This is a genomic window from Pseudomonas sp. TE31087, assembly GCF_057284075.1.
The window spans coordinates 1,381,045-1,401,372 of the sequence record NZ_JBXVNN010000001.1 but is presented as its reverse complement, the minus strand read 5'-3'; the positions used below and the strand labels follow the sequence as shown (position 1 = coordinate 1,401,372).

20 protein-coding genes and 1 pseudogene are annotated in these 20,328 nt (G+C 67.2%); 3 read left to right on the top strand and 18 right to left on the bottom strand.

Features of this window, described 5'->3' with window-relative positions:
- Positions 1-14: 14 nt before the first annotated feature.
- From paaD to paaF, 10 genes are all read right to left on the bottom strand, one after another.
- The gene (paaD, locus tag ACZ899_RS06290) at positions 15-539 is read right to left on the bottom strand and encodes a 1,2-phenylacetyl-CoA epoxidase subunit PaaD (protein ID WP_234561644.1); all 525 of its coding nucleotides are present in this window, start codon (positions 537-539) and stop codon (positions 15-17) included.
- On the bottom strand, positions 526-1,284 hold the full coding sequence (paaC, locus tag ACZ899_RS06285; protein WP_203646653.1) for a 1,2-phenylacetyl-CoA epoxidase subunit PaaC: 759 nt from the start codon (positions 1,282-1,284) through the stop codon (positions 526-528). Before paaC ends, paaD begins: the two co-directional genes overlap by 14 nt.
- Positions 1,285-1,292: 8 nt before the next feature.
- A complete protein-coding gene (gene paaB / locus ACZ899_RS06280) occupies positions 1,293-1,574 on the bottom strand; it encodes a 1,2-phenylacetyl-CoA epoxidase subunit PaaB (RefSeq protein ID WP_011533969.1) in 282 nt (93 codons plus the stop codon).
- Positions 1,575-1,602: 28 nt separating this feature from the next.
- Positions 1,603-2,592, bottom strand: coding sequence for a 1,2-phenylacetyl-CoA epoxidase subunit PaaA (gene paaA / locus ACZ899_RS06275; protein WP_234561645.1), 990 nt, complete (start codon positions 2,590-2,592; stop codon positions 1,603-1,605).
- Between the two features lie 284 nt (positions 2,593-2,876).
- Entirely contained in the window at positions 2,877-4,196 is a 1,320-nt protein-coding gene (gene paaK / locus ACZ899_RS06270) for a phenylacetate--CoA ligase PaaK (protein ID WP_234561646.1), read from the bottom strand.
- 94 nt (positions 4,197-4,290) lie between these two features.
- Positions 4,291-5,511: a 3-oxoadipyl-CoA thiolase gene (gene pcaF, locus ACZ899_RS06265; RefSeq protein WP_326491850.1), complete on the bottom strand. Its 1,221-nt coding sequence runs from the start codon at positions 5,509-5,511 to the stop codon at positions 4,291-4,293.
- The gene (paaI, locus tag ACZ899_RS06260; protein ID WP_203646647.1) at positions 5,504-5,953 is read right to left on the bottom strand and encodes a hydroxyphenylacetyl-CoA thioesterase PaaI; all 450 of its coding nucleotides are present in this window, start codon (positions 5,951-5,953) and stop codon (positions 5,504-5,506) included. Before paaI ends, pcaF begins: the two co-directional genes overlap by 8 nt.
- Positions 5,946-7,463 (bottom strand): 3-hydroxyacyl-CoA dehydrogenase PaaH, encoded by a 1,518-nt coding sequence (gene paaH, locus ACZ899_RS06255; protein WP_234561647.1) that lies wholly within the window; start codon positions 7,461-7,463, stop codon positions 5,946-5,948. Before paaH ends, paaI begins: the two co-directional genes overlap by 8 nt.
- Before the next feature lie 2 nt (positions 7,464-7,465).
- Entirely contained in the window at positions 7,466-8,260 is a 795-nt protein-coding gene (gene paaG / locus ACZ899_RS06250) for a 2-(1,2-epoxy-1,2-dihydrophenyl)acetyl-CoA isomerase PaaG (protein ID WP_234561648.1), read from the bottom strand.
- 31 nt (positions 8,261-8,291) lie between these two features.
- Positions 8,292-9,065, bottom strand: a complete 774-nt coding sequence (gene paaF / locus ACZ899_RS06245) for a 2,3-dehydroadipyl-CoA hydratase PaaF (protein ID WP_203646643.1) — start codon at positions 9,063-9,065, stop codon at positions 8,292-8,294.
- 341 nt (positions 9,066-9,406) lie between these two features.
- On the opposite strand from paaF, the gene paaY reads away from it, so the two are divergent.
- Both paaY and paaX read left to right on the top strand, forming a co-directional pair.
- Entirely contained in the window at positions 9,407-10,006 is a 600-nt protein-coding gene (paaY, locus tag ACZ899_RS06240; protein ID WP_234561649.1) for a phenylacetic acid degradation protein PaaY, read from the top strand.
- 59 nt (positions 10,007-10,065) lie between these two features.
- A complete protein-coding gene (gene paaX, locus ACZ899_RS06235) occupies positions 10,066-10,989 on the top strand; it encodes a phenylacetic acid degradation operon negative regulatory protein PaaX (protein WP_234561650.1) in 924 nt (307 codons plus the stop codon).
- Between the two features lie 319 nt (positions 10,990-11,308).
- Here paaX and ACZ899_RS06230 read toward each other — a convergent pair.
- Positions 11,309-11,413: pseudogene (locus ACZ899_RS06230) on the bottom strand (hypothetical protein); the annotation flags it as partial.
- 26 nt (positions 11,414-11,439) lie between these two features.
- Between ACZ899_RS06230 and ACZ899_RS06225 the strand changes: the two are divergent.
- Positions 11,440-11,874: an LLM class oxidoreductase gene (locus tag ACZ899_RS06225; protein ID WP_442799987.1), complete on the top strand. Its 435-nt coding sequence runs from the start codon at positions 11,440-11,442 to the stop codon at positions 11,872-11,874.
- A 111-nt stretch (positions 11,875-11,985) separates the two neighbouring features.
- Here the strand turns inward: ACZ899_RS06225 and ACZ899_RS06220 are convergent, their stop codons facing one another.
- The 7 genes from ACZ899_RS06220 to ACZ899_RS06190 all read right to left on the bottom strand — a co-directional run bounded on the left by ACZ899_RS06220 (position 11,986) and on the right by ACZ899_RS06190 (position 20,281).
- Positions 11,986-12,900: a fatty acid desaturase family protein gene (locus ACZ899_RS06220; RefSeq protein WP_234561682.1), complete on the bottom strand. Its 915-nt coding sequence runs from the start codon at positions 12,898-12,900 to the stop codon at positions 11,986-11,988.
- An 88-nt stretch (positions 12,901-12,988) separates the two neighbouring features.
- Entirely contained in the window at positions 12,989-14,056 is a 1,068-nt protein-coding gene (locus ACZ899_RS06215) for a GNAT family N-acetyltransferase (protein WP_234561651.1), read from the bottom strand.
- Between the two features lie 427 nt (positions 14,057-14,483).
- Positions 14,484-15,767, bottom strand: a complete 1,284-nt coding sequence (locus ACZ899_RS06210; RefSeq protein WP_326491851.1) for a histidine decarboxylase — start codon at positions 15,765-15,767, stop codon at positions 14,484-14,486.
- An 80-nt stretch (positions 15,768-15,847) separates the two neighbouring features.
- Positions 15,848-16,597 (bottom strand): 2,3-dihydro-2,3-dihydroxybenzoate dehydrogenase, encoded by a 750-nt coding sequence (dhbA, locus tag ACZ899_RS06205; RefSeq protein ID WP_234561652.1) that lies wholly within the window; start codon positions 16,595-16,597, stop codon positions 15,848-15,850.
- Positions 16,597-17,463, bottom strand: coding sequence for an isochorismatase (locus ACZ899_RS06200; protein ID WP_232856207.1), 867 nt, complete (start codon positions 17,461-17,463; stop codon positions 16,597-16,599). Before ACZ899_RS06200 ends, dhbA begins: the two co-directional genes overlap by 1 nt.
- 17 nt (positions 17,464-17,480) lie before the next feature.
- Complete coding sequence (locus ACZ899_RS06195) at positions 17,481-19,082, bottom strand: (2,3-dihydroxybenzoyl)adenylate synthase (RefSeq protein WP_234561653.1); 1,602 nt, start codon at positions 19,080-19,082, stop codon at positions 17,481-17,483.
- Between the two features lie 26 nt (positions 19,083-19,108).
- Positions 19,109-20,281 (bottom strand): isochorismate synthase, encoded by a 1,173-nt coding sequence (locus ACZ899_RS06190; RefSeq protein WP_234561654.1) that lies wholly within the window; start codon positions 20,279-20,281, stop codon positions 19,109-19,111.
- Between the last annotated feature and the right edge of the window lie 47 nt (positions 20,282-20,328).

The window sequence follows — 20,328 nt, the reverse complement described above, 5'->3', positions numbered from 1 at the left end:
GCGTTCTCCACGGCTCAAAGGCATTTGAAATAGTCGAACGGCTCCAGGCACGCACGGCAGCGGTACAGGGCCTTGCAGGCGGTGGAGCCGAACTGGCTGAGCAGTTCGGTATCGCTACTTGCGCATTGCGGGCAGCACACCGTGGGCGAGGCCCCCCGCAGGCTGGCACTGCCGACGGGCGGTGCGATGCCGTAGGCGCGCAGGCGCTCGCGGCCCTGGTCGCTGATCCAGTCGGTGCTCCAGGCCGGGGTAAGGCTGCGCTCCAGCGCGGGCTCGGCGAACCCGGCCTGCTCCAGCGCCTGGCGGATATCGGCCTCGATCACCTCGGTGGCCGGGCAGCCGGAGTAGGTCGGGGTGACCACCAGGTGCAAGTGGCCGGCGCGCCAGTCGAGGTCGCGCACGACACCTAAGTCGACCACACTGACCACCGGTACCTCCGGGTCCATCACCTCGACCAGCACCGCCCAGGCCTGGGCCAGGTCGCCGTCGCGCAGGGCGCGGGCGCCGCGGTCACCCGCGATCAGCTCACCAGGTCGCATCGGGGTAGGCTCGCGGCAGGCACTGCATCTCGGCCAGCAGCAGGCCCAGGTGCTCGGTGTGCAGGCCCTTGCGCCCGTCCAGGTAGAAGTGGCTGGCGGCTTTGGGCAGCGGCAGCTCGATCGAGGCGAAGATCGTTTCCACCGTGGCGTGCCAGCGCTGGGCGACCTGCGCCGGGTGGGCGGCGATGCCGGCCTGGGCCAGTTGCACTTCACTGTCGCTGGCGACCGTCAGCTCGACGGTGAAGCGCCACAGCACGGGGATGGCCTCGAGCATGCGCTGGCGGCTCTCTTCGGTGCCGCCGCCCAGGCGCTGCACCCACTCGCCGGAGCGGCGCAGGTGGTAGGTCACCTCCTTCAGGGCCTTGGCGGCGATACCGGCGATGCGCTCATCGTTCGAGGCACACAGACCGTCAAGCACGGCGTGGTGCCAGGCGTCGTAGAGGAATTGCTTGAGCATCGTCACGGCATAGTCGCCGTTGGGCTGTTCGACCAGCAGCAGGTTGCGGTAGGCGCGCTCGTCGCGGCGGAAGGCCAGGGCGTCGGCATCGCGGCCGTCGTCCTGCAGTTCGGCGGCATAGTCCAGCCAGTTGCGCGCCTGGCCGACCAGGTCGAGGCCGACGTTCATCAGCGCCAGTTCTTCCTCCAGCGCCGGGGCCTTGCCGCACCACTCGCACAGGCGCTGGCCCTGGACCAGGGCGCTGTCGCCGAGCAGCAGCAGGTATTGAATCAGTGCTTGCTTGTGCATGGCGCGCCTCACATGTGTCCGACTTCTGCCGGCAGCTCGTAGAAGCTGGCGTGGCGATAGACCTTGTCATCCGCCGGGGCGAACAGCGGATCCTTCTCGTCAGGAGAGGAGGCGGTGATCAGCGCCGAGGGCACTACCCACAGGCTCACCCCCTCGCTGCGGCGGGTGTACAGCTCGCGGGCATTCTCGATGGCCATGGCGGCGTCGGCGGCGTGCACGCTGCCGACGTGCTTGTGGTTCAGGCCGTGCTTGCTGCGCACGAAGACTTCGAACAGGGTCCAGACAGACATTGGGGGTATCTCCGCATCATTCGCCGCTTCAGGCGGCGTTCTTGTTCTGTTGCTTGCGGGCATAAGCCACGGCGGCCTCGCGCACCCAGGCACCGCTTTCGATGGCGGTGCGCCGGGTGGCCAGGCGTTCCTGGTTGCACGGGCCGTTGCCCTTGATCACTTCGTAGAACTCATCCCACTGGATCTCGCCGAAGTCGTAGTGGCCACGGGCCTCGTTCCACTTGAGCGCGGGGTCCGGCGCGGTGCAGCCGAGCAGTTCGAGCTGGGGCACGGTCTGGTCGATGAAGCGCTGGCGCAGTTCGTCGTTGGTCTGGCGCTTGATCTTCCAGGCCATGGATTGGGCGCTGTTGGGGGAATGCTCGTCGCTGGGGCCGAACATCATCAGCGCCGGCCACCACAGGCGGTCGATGGCGTCCTGGACCATGTCCTTCTGCGCCTGGGTGCCGTGGCGCATCATGGTCAGCAGCAGCTCGTAGCCCTGGCGCTGGTGGAAGCTCTCTTCCTTGCAGATGCGGATCATGGCGCGGGAGTAGGGGCCGTAGGAGGTGCGCTGCAGCACCACCTGGTTGACGATCGCCGCGCCGTCCACCAGCCAGCCCACCGCGCCCATGTCGGCCCAGCTCAGGGTCGGGTAGTTGAAGATGCTCGAGTACTTGGCCTTGCCACTGTGCAGCTTGGCGATCTCTTCGTCGCGGTCGGCGCCGAGGGTTTCCATGGCGCTGTACAGGTACAGGCCGTGGCCGGCTTCGTCCTGGATCTTGGCCATCAGCTGCAGCTTGCGCTTGAGCGACGGGGCGCGGGTGACCCAGTTGCCTTCCGGGAGCATGCCGACGATTTCCGAGTGGGCATGCTGGGAGATCTGGCGGATGAGGGTCTGGCGGTAGGCCTCGGGCATCCAGTTCTTGGCTTCGATCTTGATCTCGGCGTCGATCTTCTCCTGGAAGGCGCGCTCTTCGGGCGACATCTCCTCCAGGGACTTGAGGCGCTTGACGCCGGTTTCTACGAGCTGTGCGTACATGTTCAGGCTCCCGGTTGTGGGCTGCTTGGGGCGTGGGTCATTTATAAGCGATACAAAACACAACATCAAACAGTATTTGATGTATCAAATAAGATTTGTGTATCGCTTTTAGAATGCCGGGGCTGCTGCGCAGCCCTTTCGCGACGCAAGGCCGCTCCTACAGGGATTCGCGTTCCCCTGTAGGAGCGGCCTTGCGTCGCGAAAGGGGCGCAAAGCGCCCCCAGCTTTCTCGAGGCAAAAAAAAGCCCCGGACTCTACCGGGGCTTGCCTGTCAGCTCTATCGATCAGCCCGCCAACCGCTTGTCATACACATGACAAGCCTTGCCCTCCGAACGCTTCAGCGTGCCGCAAGGCTGCAACTGGACCTGCGTGCTGATACCGATATAGGTCTTGATCTGCCGCGCCAGCTCGCCCACCACCTGCTTGCGCTGGCCCTCGTCGAGGTACTGGCTGTCGCTGCGCAGTTCCACATGCACCTCGACGCTGTCGAGGTTGCCATTGCGATACAGATGGATCTCATAAAGCTCTGAAAGCTGTTTTATCTTGAGCACCTGCTCCTCGATCTGCGTGGGGAACACATTGACCCCGCGGATGATCAGCATGTCGTCGCTGCGCCCGGTGATCTTGCCAATGCGCCGCATCGGCCGCGCCGTGCCGGGCAGCAGGCGGGTCAGGTCACGGGTGCGGTAGCGCACCATCGGCAATGCCTCCTTGCTCAACGAGGTGAACACCAGCTCGCCAAGCTGGCCGTCCGGCAGCACGTCGCCGCTGACCGGGTCGATGATCTCGGGGTAGAAGTGGTCCTCCCAGATGGTCGGGCCATCCTTGGTCTCGAGGCATTCCATGGCCACGCCCGGGCCCATGATTTCCGATAGTCCGTAGATATCCAGTGCGTCGATGCCCAGGCGCTGCTCGATGGAGCGGCGCAGTTCGTCGGTCCAGGGTTCGGCGCCGAAGATGCCCAGGCGCAGCTTGAGGTCGTGCGGGTCGATGCCCTGGCGCTCGATCTCGTCGGCGAGGTTGAGCATGTACGAAGGGGTGACCATGATGATGTCCGGCTGGAAGTCGCGGATCAGCTGCACCTGCTTCTCGGTCTGGCCGCCGGACATGGGGATCACCGTGCAGCCCAGGCGCTCGGCGCCGTAGTGCGCGCCCAGGCCGCCGGTGAACAGGCCGTAGCCATAGGACACATGCACCTTGTCGCCACGACGCCCGCCAGCGGCGCGGATCGAGCGCGCCACCACGTTGGCCCAGGTGTCGATGTCGTTCTGGGTGTAGCCGACCACCGTCGGCTTGCCGGTGGTGCCGCTGGAGGCGTGCAGGCGCACCACCTGGTCCTGGGGCACGGCGAACATGCCGTAGGGGTAGTTGTCGCGCAGGTCGTTCTTGCCGGTGAAGGGGAACTTCGCCAGGTCGTCCAGCGACTTCAGGTCATCGGGGTGGGCGCCGCAGGCGTCGAAGCGCTGGCGATACAGCGGCACGTTGGCATAGGCGTGGTTCAGGCTCCAGCGCAGGCGCTCCAGCTGGTGCTGGCGCAGCGCGTCGAGGCTGGCGGTTTCCATCGGGTCGAGCAGGGCGCGGTCGGCATCGTGGTAGAGGTTCATGGTTTCACTCGAGTTGTTCTTGTCGTGGGCCGAAGCCCTGAGTGTCATGGCAGGCAGCATACTGCCCGCGTCGCGTGGCGTCTCTGGCGGCTGATCAGAGGCGTTCGAGCACCAGGGCGATGCCCTGGCCGACGCCGATGCACATGGTGCACAGGGCGTAACGCCCGCCGGTCTGTTCCAACTGGTGCAGGGCGGTGGTGACCAGCCGTGCGCCGCTCATGCCCAGCGGGTGGCCCAGGGCGATGGCGCCGCCGTTGGGGTTGACCCGGGGATCGTCGTCGGCCAGGCCCAGCTCGCGCAGCACGGCCAGGCCCTGGGCGGCGAAGGCTTCGTTGAGTTCGATCACGTCCATGTCGGCCAGGGACAGGCCGGTCAGTTCCAGTACCTTGCGGGTGGCTGGCACCGGGCCGATGCCCATGAGTCGCGGCTCGACGCCCGCCGCCGCGAGGCCAAGCACCCGGCCGCGAGCCTTGAGGCCATGTCGCCGGGCTGCCGCGGGGCTGGCCAGGAGCAGGGCGCAGGCGCCGTCGTTGACCCCCGAGGCATTGCCGGCGGTGACGCTGCCGCCCTCGCGAAACGGCGTGCCCAGGCGCGCCAGTTGCTCAAGGGTGGTGTCGCCCCGTGGATGTTCGTCCTGCTCGATACGCTTGGCCGGGCCTTTGCGCTGGGGGATCTGCACCGCGACGATCTCCCGGGCCAGGCGGCCATTGGCCTGGGCGGCGGCGGCCTTGAGCTGGCTGCGCAGGGCGAAGGCGTCCTGGTCCTCGCGGGAGATGGCGAAGCGCTCGGCGACGTTCTCGGCGGTCTCGGGCATCGAGTCGATACCGTAGTGCGCCTGCATCAGCGGATTGACGAAGCGCCAGCCGATGGTGGTGTCGAACAGCTGCGCGCTGCGGCCGAAGGCCTGTTCCGACTTGCCCATGACGAAGGGCGCCCGCGACATCGATTCGACGCCGCCGGCCAGCATCAGCCCGGCCTCGCCGCAGCGCAGGGCGCGGGCGGCGTTGCCGATGGCGTCCAGGCCCGAGCCGCACAGACGGTTGAGGGTGGTGCCGGGCACCTCGATCGGCAGCCCGGCCAGCAGGCCGGCCATGCGCGCGACGTTGCGGTTGTCTTCGCCGGCCTGGTTGGCGCAGCCAAGGATGACATCGTCCACGGCCGCCCAGTCCAAATCGGGATGGCGCGCCATCAGCGCCTTGATCGGCACTGCGGCAAGGTCATCGGGGCGCACGCTGGACAGGGCGCCGCCATAGCGGCCGATGGGCGTGCGCACGGCATCGATGATCAGCGCGTGGGGCAGGGTGGCGTCAGTCATGGGAGGTCTCCGGCGACAGCACGGTGCCGCGCACTTTGTAGGATTTGCCGTGGAACAGGGCGATCAGCTCGCCCTGCTGGTTCTCGATGCGCACGTCGTAGTTGCCGGTACGGCCCTTGCGGCTCTGCTCGCTGGCGGTGGCCAGCAACTGATCGCCCAGGCGTGCCGGCGCCACATAGTCGATGCTGCAACCCAGGGCCACGGCCGCTTCATCGTAGCTGTTGCAGGCAAAAGCGAAGGCCGAGTCGGCCAGGGCGAACAGGTAGCCGCCGTGGCAGGTGCCGTGGCCCTGGAGCATGTCGGCGCGCACGCGCATGCCCAGCCGGGCGCTGCCTGGGCCGGCGTCGAGCAGTTCGATGCCCAGGCCCTGGCTGGCGGCGTCGCGGGCGAACATGGCCTGGGCGCAGGCGCGGGCCAGGGTGTGTGCGGATTGTTCAGCCATGCAGGCGGCCTCCTTCGGCGTGGGTGCGGCGCAGCAGCAGGGACGGGCGATAACGTTCCTCGCCGTAGCTGCGTTGCAGGTTGTCGAGCACGTTCAGGGTGTAGCCGACCCCCAGGTCGTCGGCCCAGGCCAGCGGGCCGCGCGGGTAGTTGACCCCGGCGCGCATGGCCAGGTCGATGTCGCCGGGCGTGCCGACGCCTTGCAGCACGGCGTCAGCGGCTTCGTTGGCGAGCATGGCCACGGTGCGCAGCACCACCAGGCCGGGCAGGTCGGCCACCGGGCAGGCGCTCAAGCCGGCCCGGGCGAGCAGGGCAACGGCCTGGTCCAGGGCCTCGGCACTGCACTCGGCGCCGTGACTGATGGCCAGGCGCGTGGCGCTGGTGTAGTCCAGGGCCAGGTCCAGCAGCACCAGGTTGCGCAAACCGTCCTCGCGGGCGCGCTGGCTGGCCAGGCGGCCATCGGACAGCGCCAGGGTGGCGTCTCTCACCCGCAGCAGGCCGCTGCCAGCGCGCTCGGTGACGTCGATACCCTTGGCGCGCAGACGCTCGACCAGGGGCCGCAGGACACCGAGGTCACCTTCCACCGTGCAGCGCTCGACAGGCGCCTGGCTGGTGAGTGCCGCAGGCGCTGGCCGCTCGGCGCCTTCAGCGTAGCTATAGAAGCCCTGGCCGGTCTTGCGCCCGAGGCGCCCGGCGTCGACCAGCTCTTTTTGCACCAGCGATGGCTGGAAGCGGAAGTCGCCATAGAACGCCTCGAACACCGAGCAGGTCACCGCGTAGTTGACGTCATGGCCGATCAGGTCGGTCAGCTCGAAGGCGCCCATGCGAAAGCCTCCGGCGTCGCGCAGCAGGGCATCAAGGGTGGCGCAGTCGGCGGCGCCTTCTTGCAGCAGGCGCAGGCTTTCGGCGTAGAAGGGCCGAGCCACGCGGTTGACGATAAAGCCCGGCGTCGAACGGGTGTGCGCCGGTTGCTTGCCCCAGTTGCGGGCGGTGTCGTACAGGGTGCTCGCCAATGTCGGCGCCGTGGCCAGTCCGGACACGACCTCCACCAGCGCCATCAGCGGTGCCGGGTTGAAGAAATGCATGCCGATCACCCGTTGCGGGTGCCGGAGCCCGGCGGCAAGGCTGGTGATCGACAGTGACGAGGTGTTGCTGGCCAGGATGCAGTCGTCGGCGCAGCGGGCTTCAAGCTGGCGTAGCAGCTCCTGCTTGATCGGCAGGCTTTCGACGATGGCCTCGATCACCAGGCGGGCATCGGCCAGGCCGTCGAGGCTGTCGATCGGTTGCAGGCGAGCGTGAATAGCACGGCGGGTGTCAGGGGTAAGCCTACCTTTCTCCACCAGCCGGCCGAGCTGCCGGTCGATACCCTCGATAGCCTGCGCGGCGGCGCCGGGACGGTTGTCATACAGGCGTACCGGGTGGCCGGCCTGGGCCGCCACCTGGGCGATACCGGCCCCCATGGCGCCGGCGCCGATCACTGCCACCAGGGCGTCGTTGTCGAGTGCGGCCATGGTCAGCGCCCCTTGAACACAGGTGTGCGTTTGTTCATGAAGGCGCCGACGCCCTCGCGGTAGTCCTCGCTGCGCCCAGCCAGGCGTTGCAGGTCGCGCTCCAGTTCCAGCTGTTGGTCGAAGCGGTTGTCGAAGCTCTGGTTGAGGGCGCGCTTGATCAGGGCCAGGCCATAGGTGGGCTGGGTCGCCAGGTGGCGGGCGAGCTTGAGCGCTTCGTCGCGCAGCGCGGCATCGTCCACCACCCGGTGGATCAGCCCCCATTGCTCGGCCTGCTCGGCGCTCAGGCGCTCACCGAGCAGGGCCAGCGCCTTGGCCCGGGCCATGCCGACCAGGCGCGGCAGCAGCCAGGTGCCACCGGAGTCCGGCACCAGGCCGATCTTGCAGAACGCCTGGAGGAAGCTTGCCGAGCGCGCCGCCAGCACCAGGTCGCAGGCCAGCGGCAGGTTGGCGCCGGCGCCGGCGGCCACGCCATTGACCGCGCAGATCACCGGCAGCGGCAGGTCGCGCAGACTGCGCACCAGCGGGTTGTAGAACTGCTCGATGGACTGGCCCAGGTCAGGCAGCTCGGCGCCGGGGGCGACATTGCGGTCGGCCAGGTCCTGGCCTGCGCAGAAGCCACGGCCTTCGCCGGTCAGCAGCAGCACCCGGGCGGTTTCGCTCTGGCGCACCTGCTTCAGCGCCTCGCGCACTTCCAGGTGCATGGCGCTGTTGAAGCTGTTGAGCTGCTCGGGCCGGTTCAGCGAAAGCAGGGCGACGCCGTCGTCGCCGATGGAAAACAGGATGTGCTGGAAGGACATGACTGGCTCGCTCCGTCAGTCGGTGGAAGGCTTACAGCCCTTGGAATCGGGCCGGGCGTTTGGCCTGGAAGGCGCGGATACCCTCGTCGCGGTCGGCGGTGCCGGCCAGCAGGGTGAAGGCGTGGCGTTCGAAGCGCAGGCCACAGGCCAGGTCCATGTCCTGGGCCTTGAGCAGCGCCTCCTTGGCCAGGCGCACCGCCAGCGGTGCCTTGGCGGCGATGGCGGCGGCCACCTGCAGGGCGCGCTCGACGGTGAGTTCGGGCTGGGTGACTTCGCCGACCAGGCCTGCCTGCAGGGCGTGACGGGCGTCGATGGCTTCGCCGCCGAGGACCATCTGCATGGCCAGCGGCTTGCCCACGGCGCGCAGCAGGCGCTGGGTGCCGCCGGCGCCGGGGATGATGCCGAGGTTGATTTCCGGCTGGCCGAAACGGGCGTCGCTGCCGGCGATGACGATGTCGGCGCACATCACCAGTTCGCAGCCACCGCCGAGGGCGAAGCCATTGACGGCGGCGATCAGCGGTTTGCCAAAGCCGGCGATGCGCTGCCAGTGGGCCACGCGCGGGTCATTGAGGATGCCGACCAGGTCGCGCTGGGCCATTTCGTTGATATCGGCGCCGGCGGCGAAGGCCTTGCGGCTGCCGGTGATGACCACGGCGCGGATCTGCGGGTCCTGGTCGGCGGCGTCCAGTTCTGCGGCCAGTTCTTCCAGCAGCGCCGTGTTCAGGGCGTTGAGGGCTTGCGGGCGGTGCAGGGTGATCAGGCGGACGCCGTCCGCCGGGGCCTGCACGATGAGGTTGCTTGGCATGGGGGTACCTCAGGCTGCACGTTCGGCGCCGGCTGGGGCCGGCTTTTCTTGGAATTGTTCGCGGTGCTGGGGCAAGTATATGTTCAAAGTGATACGTAAAATCAACATTGAAATTGTAATTACGTATCTATAGTTGAGGCGAGCGACGCTATCGCGGGGCAAGCCCGCTCCCACGCTGCCTCACTATTGTAACCATTTGTGGGAGCTGGCTTGCCTAGCGATTAGGTCATCACTGTCCTGACGCTTTGTGAAGAAAGCGATACACCAGCAAGGCATTGACTAAGTGATTTGATCTGATACAGGATCACCATGTCTTCTGAATCATATCGAGCGCCCAGCCCATGCCCTGCTATCGCCTCGACGGCCTGACCCCAGTGGTTCACCCCAGCGCCTACGTACACCCCAGCGCCGTGCTGATCGGCGACGTGCTGGTCGGCCCTAACTGCTACATCGGCCCCCTGGCTTCGCTGCGCGGCGATTTCGGACGAATCGTCTTGGAAGAGGGCGCGAACCTGCAGGACACCTGCGTGATGCACGGCTTCCCCAGCGGCGACACGGTGGTCGAGCGCAACGGCCATATCGGCCATGGCGCCGTGCTGCACGGCTGTCGGATAGGCGAGGACGCCCTGGTCGGCATGAACGCGGTGGTCATGGACGGCGCGCATATCGCCCCACGCTGCATCGTCGCCGCCACGGCCTTCGTCAAGGCGGGGTTCACCTGCCCGGAGCAAAGCCTGGTGGTCGGCGCGCCAGCCGAGGTCAAGCGCCCGCTCAGCGACCAGGAACTGGCCTGGAAGCAGCGCGGCACCGCCGAATACCACAGCCTGGCCCGGCGCTGCATGACCGCGCTGGTGGAGTGCCCGCCACTGACTGCGCCCGAAGCTGACCGCCCACGCATGGGCGACTCCGGCTTCCGGCCCAAGGCCGAGGGCGGCGCATGAGCCTTGCGCGGTCGCGACAGGCAGGTATAGTCGAGGCTTTAGCCGCGCCTCGTTCCCCCATGAGCAGCCTTGCCCCCCTGAACCACCTGATCACCCGTTTCCAGGAGCAGACGCCGATCCGCGCAAGCTCCCTGATCATCACCCTGTATGGCGATGCCATCGAACCCCATGGCGGCACGGTCTGGCTGGGCAGCCTGATCAACCTGCTGGAGCCGATGGGCATCAACGAGCGGCTGATCCGTACCTCGATCTTCCGCCTGACCAAGGAAGGCTGGCTGACCGCCGAGAAGGTCGGCCGGCGCAGCTACTACAGCCTTACCGGCACCGGCCGGCGGCGTTTCGAGAAAGCCTTCAAGCGCGTCTACAGCGCCAGCCTGCCGGCCTGGAACGGCGCCTGGACCCTGGTGCTGCTGTCGCAGCTCGACGCCGGCAAGCGCAAGGCCGTGCGCGAAGAACTCGAATGGCAGGGCTTCGGCGCCATGGGTGCGAACCTGCTGGGCTGCCCGCGTACCGACCGCGCCGACCTCGCCGCGACCCTGCGCGAGCAGGACGTCGAGGACGACTGCATCGTCTTCGAAACCCTCGCCCAGGAAGTGCTGGCCTCCAAGGCCCTGCGCGCCCAGGTGCGGGAAAGCTGGAACATCGAGGAGCTGGGTCAGCACTACAGTGAGTTCATCCGCCTGTTCCGCCCGCTGTGGCAGGCCATGAAGGACCTCGAGGCGGCGAGCCCGCAGGATTGTTTCCTGGCGCGCACGCTGCTGATCCACGAATACCGCCGCCTGTTGTTGCGTGACCCGCAGTTGCCGGACGAGTTGTTGCCGGGGGATTGGGAAGGGCGCGCGGCGCGGCAGCTGTGCCGCAACCTGTACCGGCTGGTGCAGGGCAGGGCGGAGGAGTATCTGGCCAGCGCGCTGGAAACGGCGGACGGGCCGTTGCCGGATGCCAACGAGAGTTACTATCGGCGGTTTGGTGGGCTTGGTTGAGTGGCACCTAACTGATGGGTTTAGCAGGGAACTGTAAGAGATCGCCAAGCCCTTCGGGCTACGCTGTCGCGCAGGGAACTGTCCTCCTGTGGGAGCGGCCTTGCGTCGCGAAAGGGCTGCGCAGCAGCTCCGGCGATCTCGATGGTGGCTCAGAACCTGGGACCGCTACGCGCCCCTTTCGCGACGCAAGGCCGCTCCCACAGGGATCGCGCTAGCTTTAGCAGTTGAGCAAGACAGTTGCTCCTACAGGGTGCGCGCTAGCCGCGCAATCATGGTTCTCTGCGTGACAGCACAGGGCCGATAGTCGGGTGTATTTTCTTCAGATCACAAAGAACCCATGGGTCCCGTCACGCCCCAACTGGTCCACGAGCCCAAACTCCCAGTCCAGATACCCCTGCATCGCTTCCCGAGGATTGTCGGTGCCGCATTTTCGGGGGCGTGGCCCGTTGAATGCCCCACGCGTCGTTCCTGCTGGACATCGGCATCGACCTGGAGCAGTTGCCGGCGGATGCCCCGGTAGTGCTGCCGGAGCCGTTGCCGCTGACCGAGCGGCACCAGAGCCGCCAGCAACTGGTGGTTGACCTGATCCGCCGCGAACGGCCAACGGCCAGGCAGTTACTGGCCAGGCTTGGCGCGGGCGGGCACCGGCTGTTGGTGGGCACGCCGGGGCAGATCGTCGAGGAGATGGCCTGCTGGTTCGAGGAAGGGGCGGCGGATGGCTTCAACCTGCTGTTCACCCACCTGCCGGGTGGGCTGATTGATTTTGTCGGGCAGGTGATGCCCGAGTTGCAGCGGCTGGGGTTGTTCCGGCGTGAGTACGAGGGGCGCACATCGCGGGAGAATCTGGGGTTGCGGTATGTGCCCAATCGACATTTTTCGAACTGAGCATGGCACCTGTGGGAGCGGGCTTGCCCCGCGATGGCGTCATTAGTGAACTGACGCTATCGCGCGGCAAGCCCGCTCCCACGAATACCTGTACTGACCCGGAGGGGCAGCTCAACCCCGCTGATCGAAGAAATGCCCCATCAGCTGCAACAACGGCCGCCGCCGGTTCTTCACCGCGAACTCCCACTCATGGGTCTGCGACGGCGCATGGCCGACCTCATGTTCGCTCAGCAGCTTCTGCACCTGGGCCAACCGGTACCACGGCACCGAGGGGAAGGCGTGGTGGACGATGTGCAGGTTGAAGTTGAGGATCACATAGCGCGACCACAGCGGCAGGTCCTTGCAGTCGTGGGACACCCCGTCCTGCTCCCAGAACTGCAGGCGGTCGGCGTCCCGCGCAAGCAACGGCGCCTCGGCATGGTGAGGCAGGTTGAGCAGCTCGACCATGAAGAACAGGAATACCCAGGTGATCCCGTAGAACAGCACCAGGTCCAGCAGGTGCCCCAGGCTCCAGGCCAGCACCGCCGCCGCCAGATAACCGGCCAGGTACAGGCGGGCGAAGCGGATCTCCTTGAGAATCCTCGGCGAACTGTCGCCCTTGGCCCGGGCAATGAATGGCGCGCGCCAGTTGAGCAGGAAATGGTTGGCGGCGATCATCGGGATCCAGTGCTTCCAGACGAACTCCAGGGTGCGCTCCTGTTTTTTCGTCATCACCGAGAAGCGCTCGATCATGCCGCGGTTCTCCGGGTCGTTCACCGGGTGCGCGGTCCAGGTGTGGTGGGCCATGTGGAAGCGCCGGCGGACCAGGAACGGTAGGGCGATCAGCCAGCCGTCGCAGTGGCCGATGAAGTCGTTGAGCCGGCGGTTGGCCGAGGCGGCGCCGTGGGTCGCCTCGTGCATGATCAGGTAGAGCTGCACGGTGGCCAGGCCGGCCAGCGCCAGGCCCAGCAACTGCAGGGCGGTGGAGTCGGCGAGCCAGAGATTCCAGGCCACCGCCAACAACGCCAGGTCGGCGACCCAAAGCATCACGGTCCAGGGTTCCCGGGCGCCGTCGGGGATCTGTTTTCTTACACTAAGCCATTGGTCCTTGGTCACTTGCAAAAACTCCGATCGGTTAGCTGGCGGCCCGGGAAGCCGGGGCCGCGGGAAGGCTGCAGAGGTTGTTGGCCAGGTGCGCGTAGGCCAGGTCGAAGCGGGCGATGTCGTCGTCGAAGCCGTGGCTGCGCGGCGCCACGTCGAAGTCCTGGAACACCAGTTGGATGCAGTCGTAGCGCGTGCCGTTCTCCAGGTGCCAGGCCGGCAGGTAGGCGGTGATGGCAAAACCCAGGCGGCGCAGGCTGGCCAGCAGTTCCAGCTTGTCGGCCAGGATCACCAGGCTGACGTACTCGGCCTGCGCATGTTGGCGCAGCAGTGCGCCCAGTTCCGCCAGCACGGCTTGGCTTGACAGGTAGCAACCGCACTGGCCCGACAGCATCAGCGCGCGGGCCTTGGGATCGTGGGTGTAGCTGAGCTGGCCATGGCGTTCGGCGCCGGTGGGGCCGCTCAGGAAGGTCTCCGGGTAGCTGCCGGGGGTGACGCCGAGCCGAAGGGCGGGGTAGAGCAGGCGGCGGACGAAGTCGGCGGCGCGGGTGGTCACGTACCAGGGCGCAACATGGACAAAACCGGCCTGGAGCACCGGCTGGATGGCGGTCAGGTGATATTCGCGCAGGCCGTCGACCGTGTCCGGGCCGCCGTCATGCCCCACCAGCACGGCCGGGCGGATCTTGTTCATGACGCTGTGGCTTGCGATGTTGCGGGTGATGTAGAAGCCCAGTTCCACGGGCTCGGGCCGGTGGGTCTCGAAGCCCAGGCGGATCAGGCTGGAGATGGCGCCGGTCCTGCGCGCATCGGGGTGGATGACCCCGTGGCAGACTTCCCACGAGCGGTTCCAGGGGCGACGGGCGATGCAGCAGCAACCGAGCAGCTGGCCCTGGGCCTCGGCAACGAACCACTGTTGTTGCCCACTGCCCATGGAGTGGCGGATATAGCCCGGGTTCTGGCAGGGGTGGGTGGTCTGCCCATACACCTGCTGGAACAGCGCGGCGAGGGCTTCGATATCGGCGGGGCTGGCCGGGCGATAACGCAGTGATTCGGTTTCCGGCAACGGCGTAACGGCCGTTTGCGGCGAACGGGTCGCAGTCATGACGCACCTTTTGTCTTTATTGAAGGCGAACGAATGCAGTGACCGCCCAAGGCGGGTCACAAGCACGTGGCGGGGTGGGTGCAGGGGTCAGTGACGGGGATGTCGTCGCAGGTCGGCGCGGCTGGGTGATGTGTGTAGAGGGTGAGGCGAGGGTGCGTCATCCGTGAGCATGGCCATCATACGACTCCTGTACATGGCGGGTTCTTGTCCAAGGCCAGCGGAAATCCTTGCCGCTGCCAGGAAACGGACTATAGAGCCACGCCATGGGCCGTCAAACGGGGGGCGACCGGCGTCTGCAACGCGGTGCCCCGCCACGGTGCCGAGGCGGCGGGCAGGCCCGCCCCCTGTTTTTCGGCACGCAAGGTCCCGGAGCAGTGCGCCGTAAGAAAAGGCTTACATGTAAATGGTTGTAAAGATGACCAGGCGTTCAGATATCGCTGTCCTTGAGGCGGGCAAGGCCGCTGTCGCGCGAGGGTCTGGCATGGCCCGGCAGCGGCTCCGGCCGGGGTAGTCCTGTCGTGCTGTAGACTCGGGTACGACTGCCCAGGCCATCCACCAGTGGCGCCTGCAGCGGGTATCGGGTGCGAGCCTTGAGGTCAGCGATCACCTCGTCGAGCAGGGCGTCGATCTGTGCGCTGTCCTGATGGTGGGCAGTGGTGATCAGGTGCGCGGTGTCGCCCGAGGTGGCCAGGCAATGGCGTTTCCACACGCTGGCCGAGGGGCAGGGGAACACCACGGTGATCGAGTTGGGGTTGCGCCAGGCCTCGATGCCGGCCGCCCGCAGCCGGTCCACCGCGTGCTGGGCCAGATCCAGGCAGCGCTGGATGCGTGCGCGCCAGTCCTCCCGCGACCGGCTGCACAGGGCGGCCCACATCAGCAGTGGCGTGTGACCATTGCGCGAGCCGCTGATGGTCTGGTCGCGGGCGCTGATGTAGTCGATTTCCACCGAGATGCGCTCGACGTTGCCACGCCGCGCCACGACGATGCCGCAGGGCATCGGCGAGCCGATCATCTTGTGCCCGGAGACGCAGATCGAGTCGATGCCGTCGGCGAATGAGTAGGGCTCGGGGGCGTCGACGAAGGGCAGGATCATGCCGCTCAGGGCCGCGTCGGCATGCAGGTAGTAGTCCTCGCGGCGGATGCCGGCCCGGGCCAGGCGTTGCTGGATGGTGGCGATATTGTCGGTGGCGCCGCGCAGGGTGGTGCCGATATTGGCAAAGATGATCGGGTGGCGCTCGCCGTCGGCGGCGATCCGCGCGACCAGGTCGTCGTAGTCCATCTCGCCGTTGGCCTGGGACTCAACCACCTGGGCCTTGATGCGCAGCAGGCGGACGATCTTGGCCACCGAGTAGTGAGTGTCCTTCGAGTAGTAGAGGGTGGCATCGGGAAACAGCTCGCGGGCCAGGTAGCAGCCGAACATGTTGCCTTCGGTGCCGCCGTTGGTGACGTAGCCCCAGCTGTCCTCGAACGGGATGTGGAACAGCTCGGCGAAGTAGCGCATCACCTCGCGCTCGAAGTCGAAGGAGTTGAGCAGGTAGTTGCTGGGCTCGTTCCAGTCGCCGCAGTTGTTGATGGAAAAGCGCATGAAACGGTGCAGCAGGCTGTAGTCGAAGTCGGCTGACTCGGGGTAGCCGACATTGAAGTACTGGTGGGTGAGGCAGTATTGCCAGAAAGCCTCGAGACGCTTGTGGTTGGCGGGTGAGAATGTCATGTCCAGCTCCATGGTGCGCGCTCGGCCAGCCAGGGCCGAGCGCGGTGCGGGTGAAAGTCCTTGTCAGTGCCGCATCAGGCTCAGGCGGCCAGGGTGGCGCCGCCGTCGACCACGATATCCTGCAGGGTCACGTGGCCGGCCTGCTCGGAGGCCAGGAACAGCACCACATTGGCGATGTCGTCGGGCGTGGCGATCTTGCCCAGCGGCACGCCGAGCTTGAACTGCCCGGGCAGGCCGTCGACCAGCTGGCGCTCGAGCGCCGGGTCGCCGAGCATGCCGGCGAGCATCGGCGTGCGCGTCGAGCCCGGCGAGACCACGTTGCAGCGCACGCCATAGGGCGCCAGTTCCAGGCCCACGCAATGGCTCAGGCTGACCAGCGCGGCCTTGGAGGCGCAGTAGGCGGCCATGTTCAGGCGGGGTACATGGGCGGCGTTGGAGGCGACGTTGACGATGGCGCCGCGGCGCTGGCGGCGGAACACCGGGGTCCATTGTCGCATCAGGTAGAACGGCGCGCTGACGTTGACATCCAGGCAGCGCTGCCAGTCCTCCCAGGACACCTCGTCGCTGCGCCCCAGGCGCAGCACGCCGGCGACATTGACCAGTACGTCGAGGTACTGCGCCTGCTCCTTGAGGCGGTCACAGACCCGCTGCACGTCGGCCGGATCGGTGAGCTCGACATGCAGCAGCGGGAACGGCACCTCGGCCTCCTCGCAGTCCAGGCCGATGACCTCGGCGCCTTCGTCGAGAAACTGCTGCGCCACGCAGCGGCCGATGCCGCTGGCGGCACCGGTGACCAGCACGCGCCGGCCGGTGAAACGGGCCATGGCCATCAGGCGGCACCCCGCGCTTGCACCAGCGACCACCAGCCGTCCAGGGTCGGCGCGTTGGCCAGTTCCTCGAAGCTGACGGCGATGCCGCGCTGCTTGAGCTCAGCGGCCAGCTTCATCACCTGCAGCGAGTCCAGCCCGTAGAAAATCAGGCTTTCCTGCGGGTCGAGGTCGCTGTCGTCCTCGATCATCTGGCGCACCCGGCCGTGCAGCCAGTCGCGGGTGGTTTCGCCCGCGGGCTGGGTCAGCAGGGTGGCGGTGTCGGTCACATGGCCGCAACGGGTGGCCACGTACTTCAGGGCCAGACGGTGCTCCTCCTCGGAGAAGTCGGCCACCGCATCGCCCACCAGGAAGGCCTGGATATCGTTCATGAAGGCGTCGGCGGCGGTGATCATGCAGCCGATATGAGCGTACACGCCACCGATCAGCAACTGGTCACGCTGCCAACCGCGCATGCGCTCGAGCAGGTCGGAGCGCTGGAAGGCGCTGTAGCGCCACTTGGTCAGCACGGTATCGCCCGGCTGCGGCGCCAGGGCGTCGATGATCGGTTGCTGCTCGGGGCTGGCCGCCGGCAGGCCCGGACCCCACATGGCGTTGAGCAGGGCGCGGTCCTCGGGCGGCTGTTCATGGGGCTGGGCGGTGTAGACCACCGGGATGCCCTGCTCGCGGGCCCACTGGATCAGCCGCGACAGGTTGTCCACCAGGGCGGTGAGCAGGGCGCCGTCGGGCTGGTAGAAACGCAGGAAGTAGCGCTGCATGTCGTGGATCAGCAGCACGGCGCGGGCCGGGTCGGGCTGCCACTGGGTCTTGTTGGCCGGGTAGCTGGCCCGTTGTGGCATGGCATAGTCGTGGATGGTTGGAATGGTCATGTCGGGTCCTTGGACGGTCAGGCGGTCGGGGCAACGGCGAGCAGCGCGCGCAGTTGCTTCTTGTCGATCTTGCCCACTGCGGTCAGCGGCATGGCGTCGATCAGCCGGATCCGGTCCGGGAGCTTGTACTCGGCGATGCCCAGGCCCATCAGGTGACGGCGCAGGGCAATCGGCTTGAGCTGCGGATTGCGCGAGACGATGAAGGCGCAGCTCTTTTCGCCGAGCAGGTCGTCGGGCAGCGCCACCAGGGCGGCGTGGGTCACGTCCGGGTGCATGACGATCAGGTTCTCGATCTCTTCCGAGGCGACCTTTTCGCCGCCGCGGTTGATCTGGTCCTTGACCCGGCCGACCACCCGCAGGTTGCCGTCGGCGCTGCGCTGGACGATGTCGCCGGAGTGGTAGAAGCCGTCCTGGTCGAACACCTGGGCGTTGTGCTCGGGGCTTTTGTAGTAGCCGCAGAAGGTATAGGGGCCACGGGTGGCGAGCATGCCCGGCTCGCCGTCGGCGACCGGCTGGCCCTGTTCGTCGAGGATGCGCACTTCGTCCAGCTCGCTGATCGGCCGGCCCTGGGTGGTGAACACCTGCTCGTCGCTGTCATCCAGACGGGTGTAGTTGACCAGGCCCTCGGCCATGCCGAACACCTGTTGCAGCCTGCAGCCCAGCACCTCGGGCACCTGCCGGGCCAAGGCCTCGGCGAAACTGGCGCCGCCGACCTGCAGCAGGCGCAGGCTTCGCAGTTTGGCGGCATGCCCGGGCGCGGCCTGCAGCCACAGGGCCACGGCGCTGGGCACCAGGGCGGCCATGGTCACGGCATGGCGCTCGATCAGGGCGAAGCAGTTGAGCGGCTCCGGATTGGCCGCCATGACGATGCAGCCACCGGCATGCAGCACGCCCAGGCCACCGGGGGAACTGAGGGTGTAGTTGTGCGCCGCGGGCAAGGCACAGAGAAAGCGTGTGTCGCTGTCCAGTGCGCAGATCTGCGCGCTGGCGCGCACGCTGTAGGCGTAGTCGTTGTGGGTGCGCGGAATCAGCTTGGGAGTGCCGGTGCTGCCGCCGGACAGCTGGAACAGCGCCACTGCGCCGGCTGGGCTGGGCGCGTAGTGGGTGCCGCGCACATCGGCGCTGGCGCTCCAGTCGTCGAGGGCATCGAGCATCAGCGTGAGCTTCGGGCGCAGGCCTTCCTTGGCCAGGTCGTCGAGGAACGCGTCGTTGCGGAACACTTCGTGCTCGGCCGAGGCGATCAGCAGGGCGGGGTGGATCTGCCGGGCAAAGGCGCCCAGCTCGTGCTGGCGGTGGCTGTAGAGCGCGTTGACCGGGGCGATGCCGGCCTTGAACAGGGCAAACAGCACGATGTAGAACTCGGCGACGTTGGGCAGCTGCACCAGCGCCGTGTCGCCCTGGCCCAGGCCGTGGGCGGCCAGGCGCGAGGCCAGGTTGGAGGCGCGCCGGTCCAGTTCGCCGTAGCTGATGCGGCGCTCACTGCAGAGGATCGCCGGTGCTTGTGGCTGCGCGGCGGCGCGCTCGATCAGCAACTGGCTGAGCGGCTGGTCGTTCCAGTAGCCGGCGGCGCGATAGCGCTGCGCCCGGTCCGCCGGCCAGGGGGTGAATTCGATAGTCATGAAGGTCTCGGAAAACGGATTTGAGGTCAATGGTCCAGGCCGCAGGCACGCAGCATGGTGCCGAGCTTGGTCTGTACTTCGTTCCATTCGGTATCGGGGCTGGAAGCCTCGACGATGCCGGCGCCGGCGAACAGGCGCACGCGCTGGCCGTTGAAGGTGCCGCAGCGGATGGTCACTACCCACTCGCCGTTGCCCTGGGCGTCGCACCAACCGACCATGCCGGTGAACAGGCCGCGCTCGAAAGGCTCGACGAAACGGATCAACTGGCGGGCCCGCTCGGTGGGATAGCCGCACACGGCGGGGGTCGGGTGCAGGCGGCAGGCCAGTTGCAGGGCGTCGATATCGGCCGCCGCCAGTTCGCCCTCGATACGGGTGGACAGGTGCCACAGCGCGGCAGTGCTGATCAGCGACGGTCGCTCGGGGACCTGCAGGCGGCTGCACAGTTCACCGACGCGCTGGGCGATGTCCTCGGTGACCAGACGGTGCTCGTAGTGGTCCTTCTCCGACGCCGCCAGCCATTGCGCATTGGCGCGGTCGGCCTCAGGGTCGGCCATGCGCCGCACCGAGCCGGCCAGCGGGTTGCTGACGAACGCCGTGCCTTGCTTGTGCACCAGCAGCTCCGGGCTCACACCCAGCAGGGTGGCGCCATCGGCCAGGGGCACGCGGAAGTGGTAGCCCTCGCGGTTCAGTGCTTTCAGGTTGGCCTGCACCTGTGCCGGGTCCACGGGTGCGGCAAAGTGCAGTTCACGCTGCACCGAGAGCACGGCCTTGCGCACATCGCTGTGCTGGAAGTTGACGATGGCGTGGCGCACGGCGCGCTTGAAGCCGTGTTCGTCGGGGATGTTGGCCTGGCTGAGCAACGCCGGCAGTGCGCCGGCCTGGGCGGGAGCCGCGGTGCGCGCCTGCCAGGCATAGGCCTGGGGGACGTACAGGCTGCAAGCCTGGGTGGTGTCGAAAGGGATGGCGCCGACCACGATCGGGTTGTCCTGCCCCGCCTGGCGGGCGCGTTCGAAGGCCTGGTCGATGCTGCGCCGCAGTGCGCCGCCGGCCAGATGGCTTCCTTGCGCCGGGGTGTCGATACGCTCGCGCAGACCGCTGACGCTCAGTTCGCGGTCGCCGGATGTGAATGAAAAGCTCGTGTCCTCTTGGCTGAGCGGCACGGTGTCCCTGTCTTGCAAACGCAGGGTGCCTGTCTTCATGGGTAGCCTCCTTGGCGATGGGTGAGAAAGAAAACCTTGAAATATAA

What these genes read in the sequence shown, in the direction of transcription:
- paaH (WP_234561647.1), bottom strand. Translation starts at nt 7,463, where the DNA reads ATGGCCGCACTCGACAACGACGCCCTGGTGGCAGTGATCGGCGCCGGC.
- paaA (WP_234561645.1), bottom strand. Translation starts at nt 2,592, where the DNA reads ATGTACGCACAGCTCGTAGAAACCGGCGTCAAGCGCCTCAAGTCCCTG.
- ACZ899_RS06225 (WP_442799987.1), top strand. Translation starts at nt 11,440, where the DNA reads ATGCCCCACGCGTCGTTCCTGCTGGACATCGGCATCGACCTGGAGCAG.
- ACZ899_RS06220 (WP_234561682.1), bottom strand. Translation starts at nt 12,900, where the DNA reads ATGCTTTGGGTCGCCGACCTGGCGTTGTTGGCGGTGGCCTGGAATCTC.
- ACZ899_RS06190 (WP_234561654.1), bottom strand. Translation starts at nt 20,281, where the DNA reads ATGAAGACAGGCACCCTGCGTTTGCAAGACAGGGACACCGTGCCGCTC.
- paaD (WP_234561644.1), bottom strand. Translation starts at nt 539, where the DNA reads ATGCGACCTGGTGAGCTGATCGCGGGTGACCGCGGCGCCCGCGCCCTG.
- paaX (WP_234561650.1), top strand. Translation starts at nt 10,066, where the DNA reads ATGAGCAGCCTTGCCCCCCTGAACCACCTGATCACCCGTTTCCAGGAG.
- pcaF (WP_326491850.1), bottom strand. Translation starts at nt 5,511, where the DNA reads ATGACTGACGCCACCCTGCCCCACGCGCTGATCATCGATGCCGTGCGC.
- ACZ899_RS06195 (WP_234561653.1), bottom strand. Translation starts at nt 19,082, where the DNA reads ATGACTATCGAATTCACCCCCTGGCCGGCGGACCGGGCGCAGCGCTAT.
- ACZ899_RS06215 (WP_234561651.1), bottom strand. Translation starts at nt 14,056, where the DNA reads ATGACTGCGACCCGTTCGCCGCAAACGGCCGTTACGCCGTTGCCGGAA.
- paaI (WP_203646647.1), bottom strand. Translation starts at nt 5,953, where the DNA reads ATGGCTGAACAATCCGCACACACCCTGGCCCGCGCCTGCGCCCAGGCC.
- paaG (WP_234561648.1), bottom strand. Translation starts at nt 8,260, where the DNA reads ATGTCCTTCCAGCACATCCTGTTTTCCATCGGCGACGACGGCGTCGCC.
- paaB (WP_011533969.1), bottom strand. Translation starts at nt 1,574, where the DNA reads ATGTCTGTCTGGACCCTGTTCGAAGTCTTCGTGCGCAGCAAGCACGGC.
- paaC (WP_203646653.1), bottom strand. Translation starts at nt 1,284, where the DNA reads ATGCACAAGCAAGCACTGATTCAATACCTGCTGCTGCTCGGCGACAGC.
- paaF (WP_203646643.1), bottom strand. Translation starts at nt 9,065, where the DNA reads ATGCCAAGCAACCTCATCGTGCAGGCCCCGGCGGACGGCGTCCGCCTG.
- paaK (WP_234561646.1), bottom strand. Translation starts at nt 4,196, where the DNA reads ATGAACCTCTACCACGATGCCGACCGCGCCCTGCTCGACCCGATGGAA.
- dhbA (WP_234561652.1), bottom strand. Translation starts at nt 16,597, where the DNA reads ATGGCCATGGCCCGTTTCACCGGCCGGCGCGTGCTGGTCACCGGTGCC.
- ACZ899_RS06210 (WP_326491851.1), bottom strand. Translation starts at nt 15,767, where the DNA reads ATGACATTCTCACCCGCCAACCACAAGCGTCTCGAGGCTTTCTGGCAA.
- ACZ899_RS06200 (WP_232856207.1), bottom strand. Translation starts at nt 17,463, where the DNA reads ATGACCATTCCAACCATCCACGACTATGCCATGCCACAACGGGCCAGC.
- paaY (WP_234561649.1), top strand. Translation starts at nt 9,407, where the DNA reads ATGCCCTGCTATCGCCTCGACGGCCTGACCCCAGTGGTTCACCCCAGC.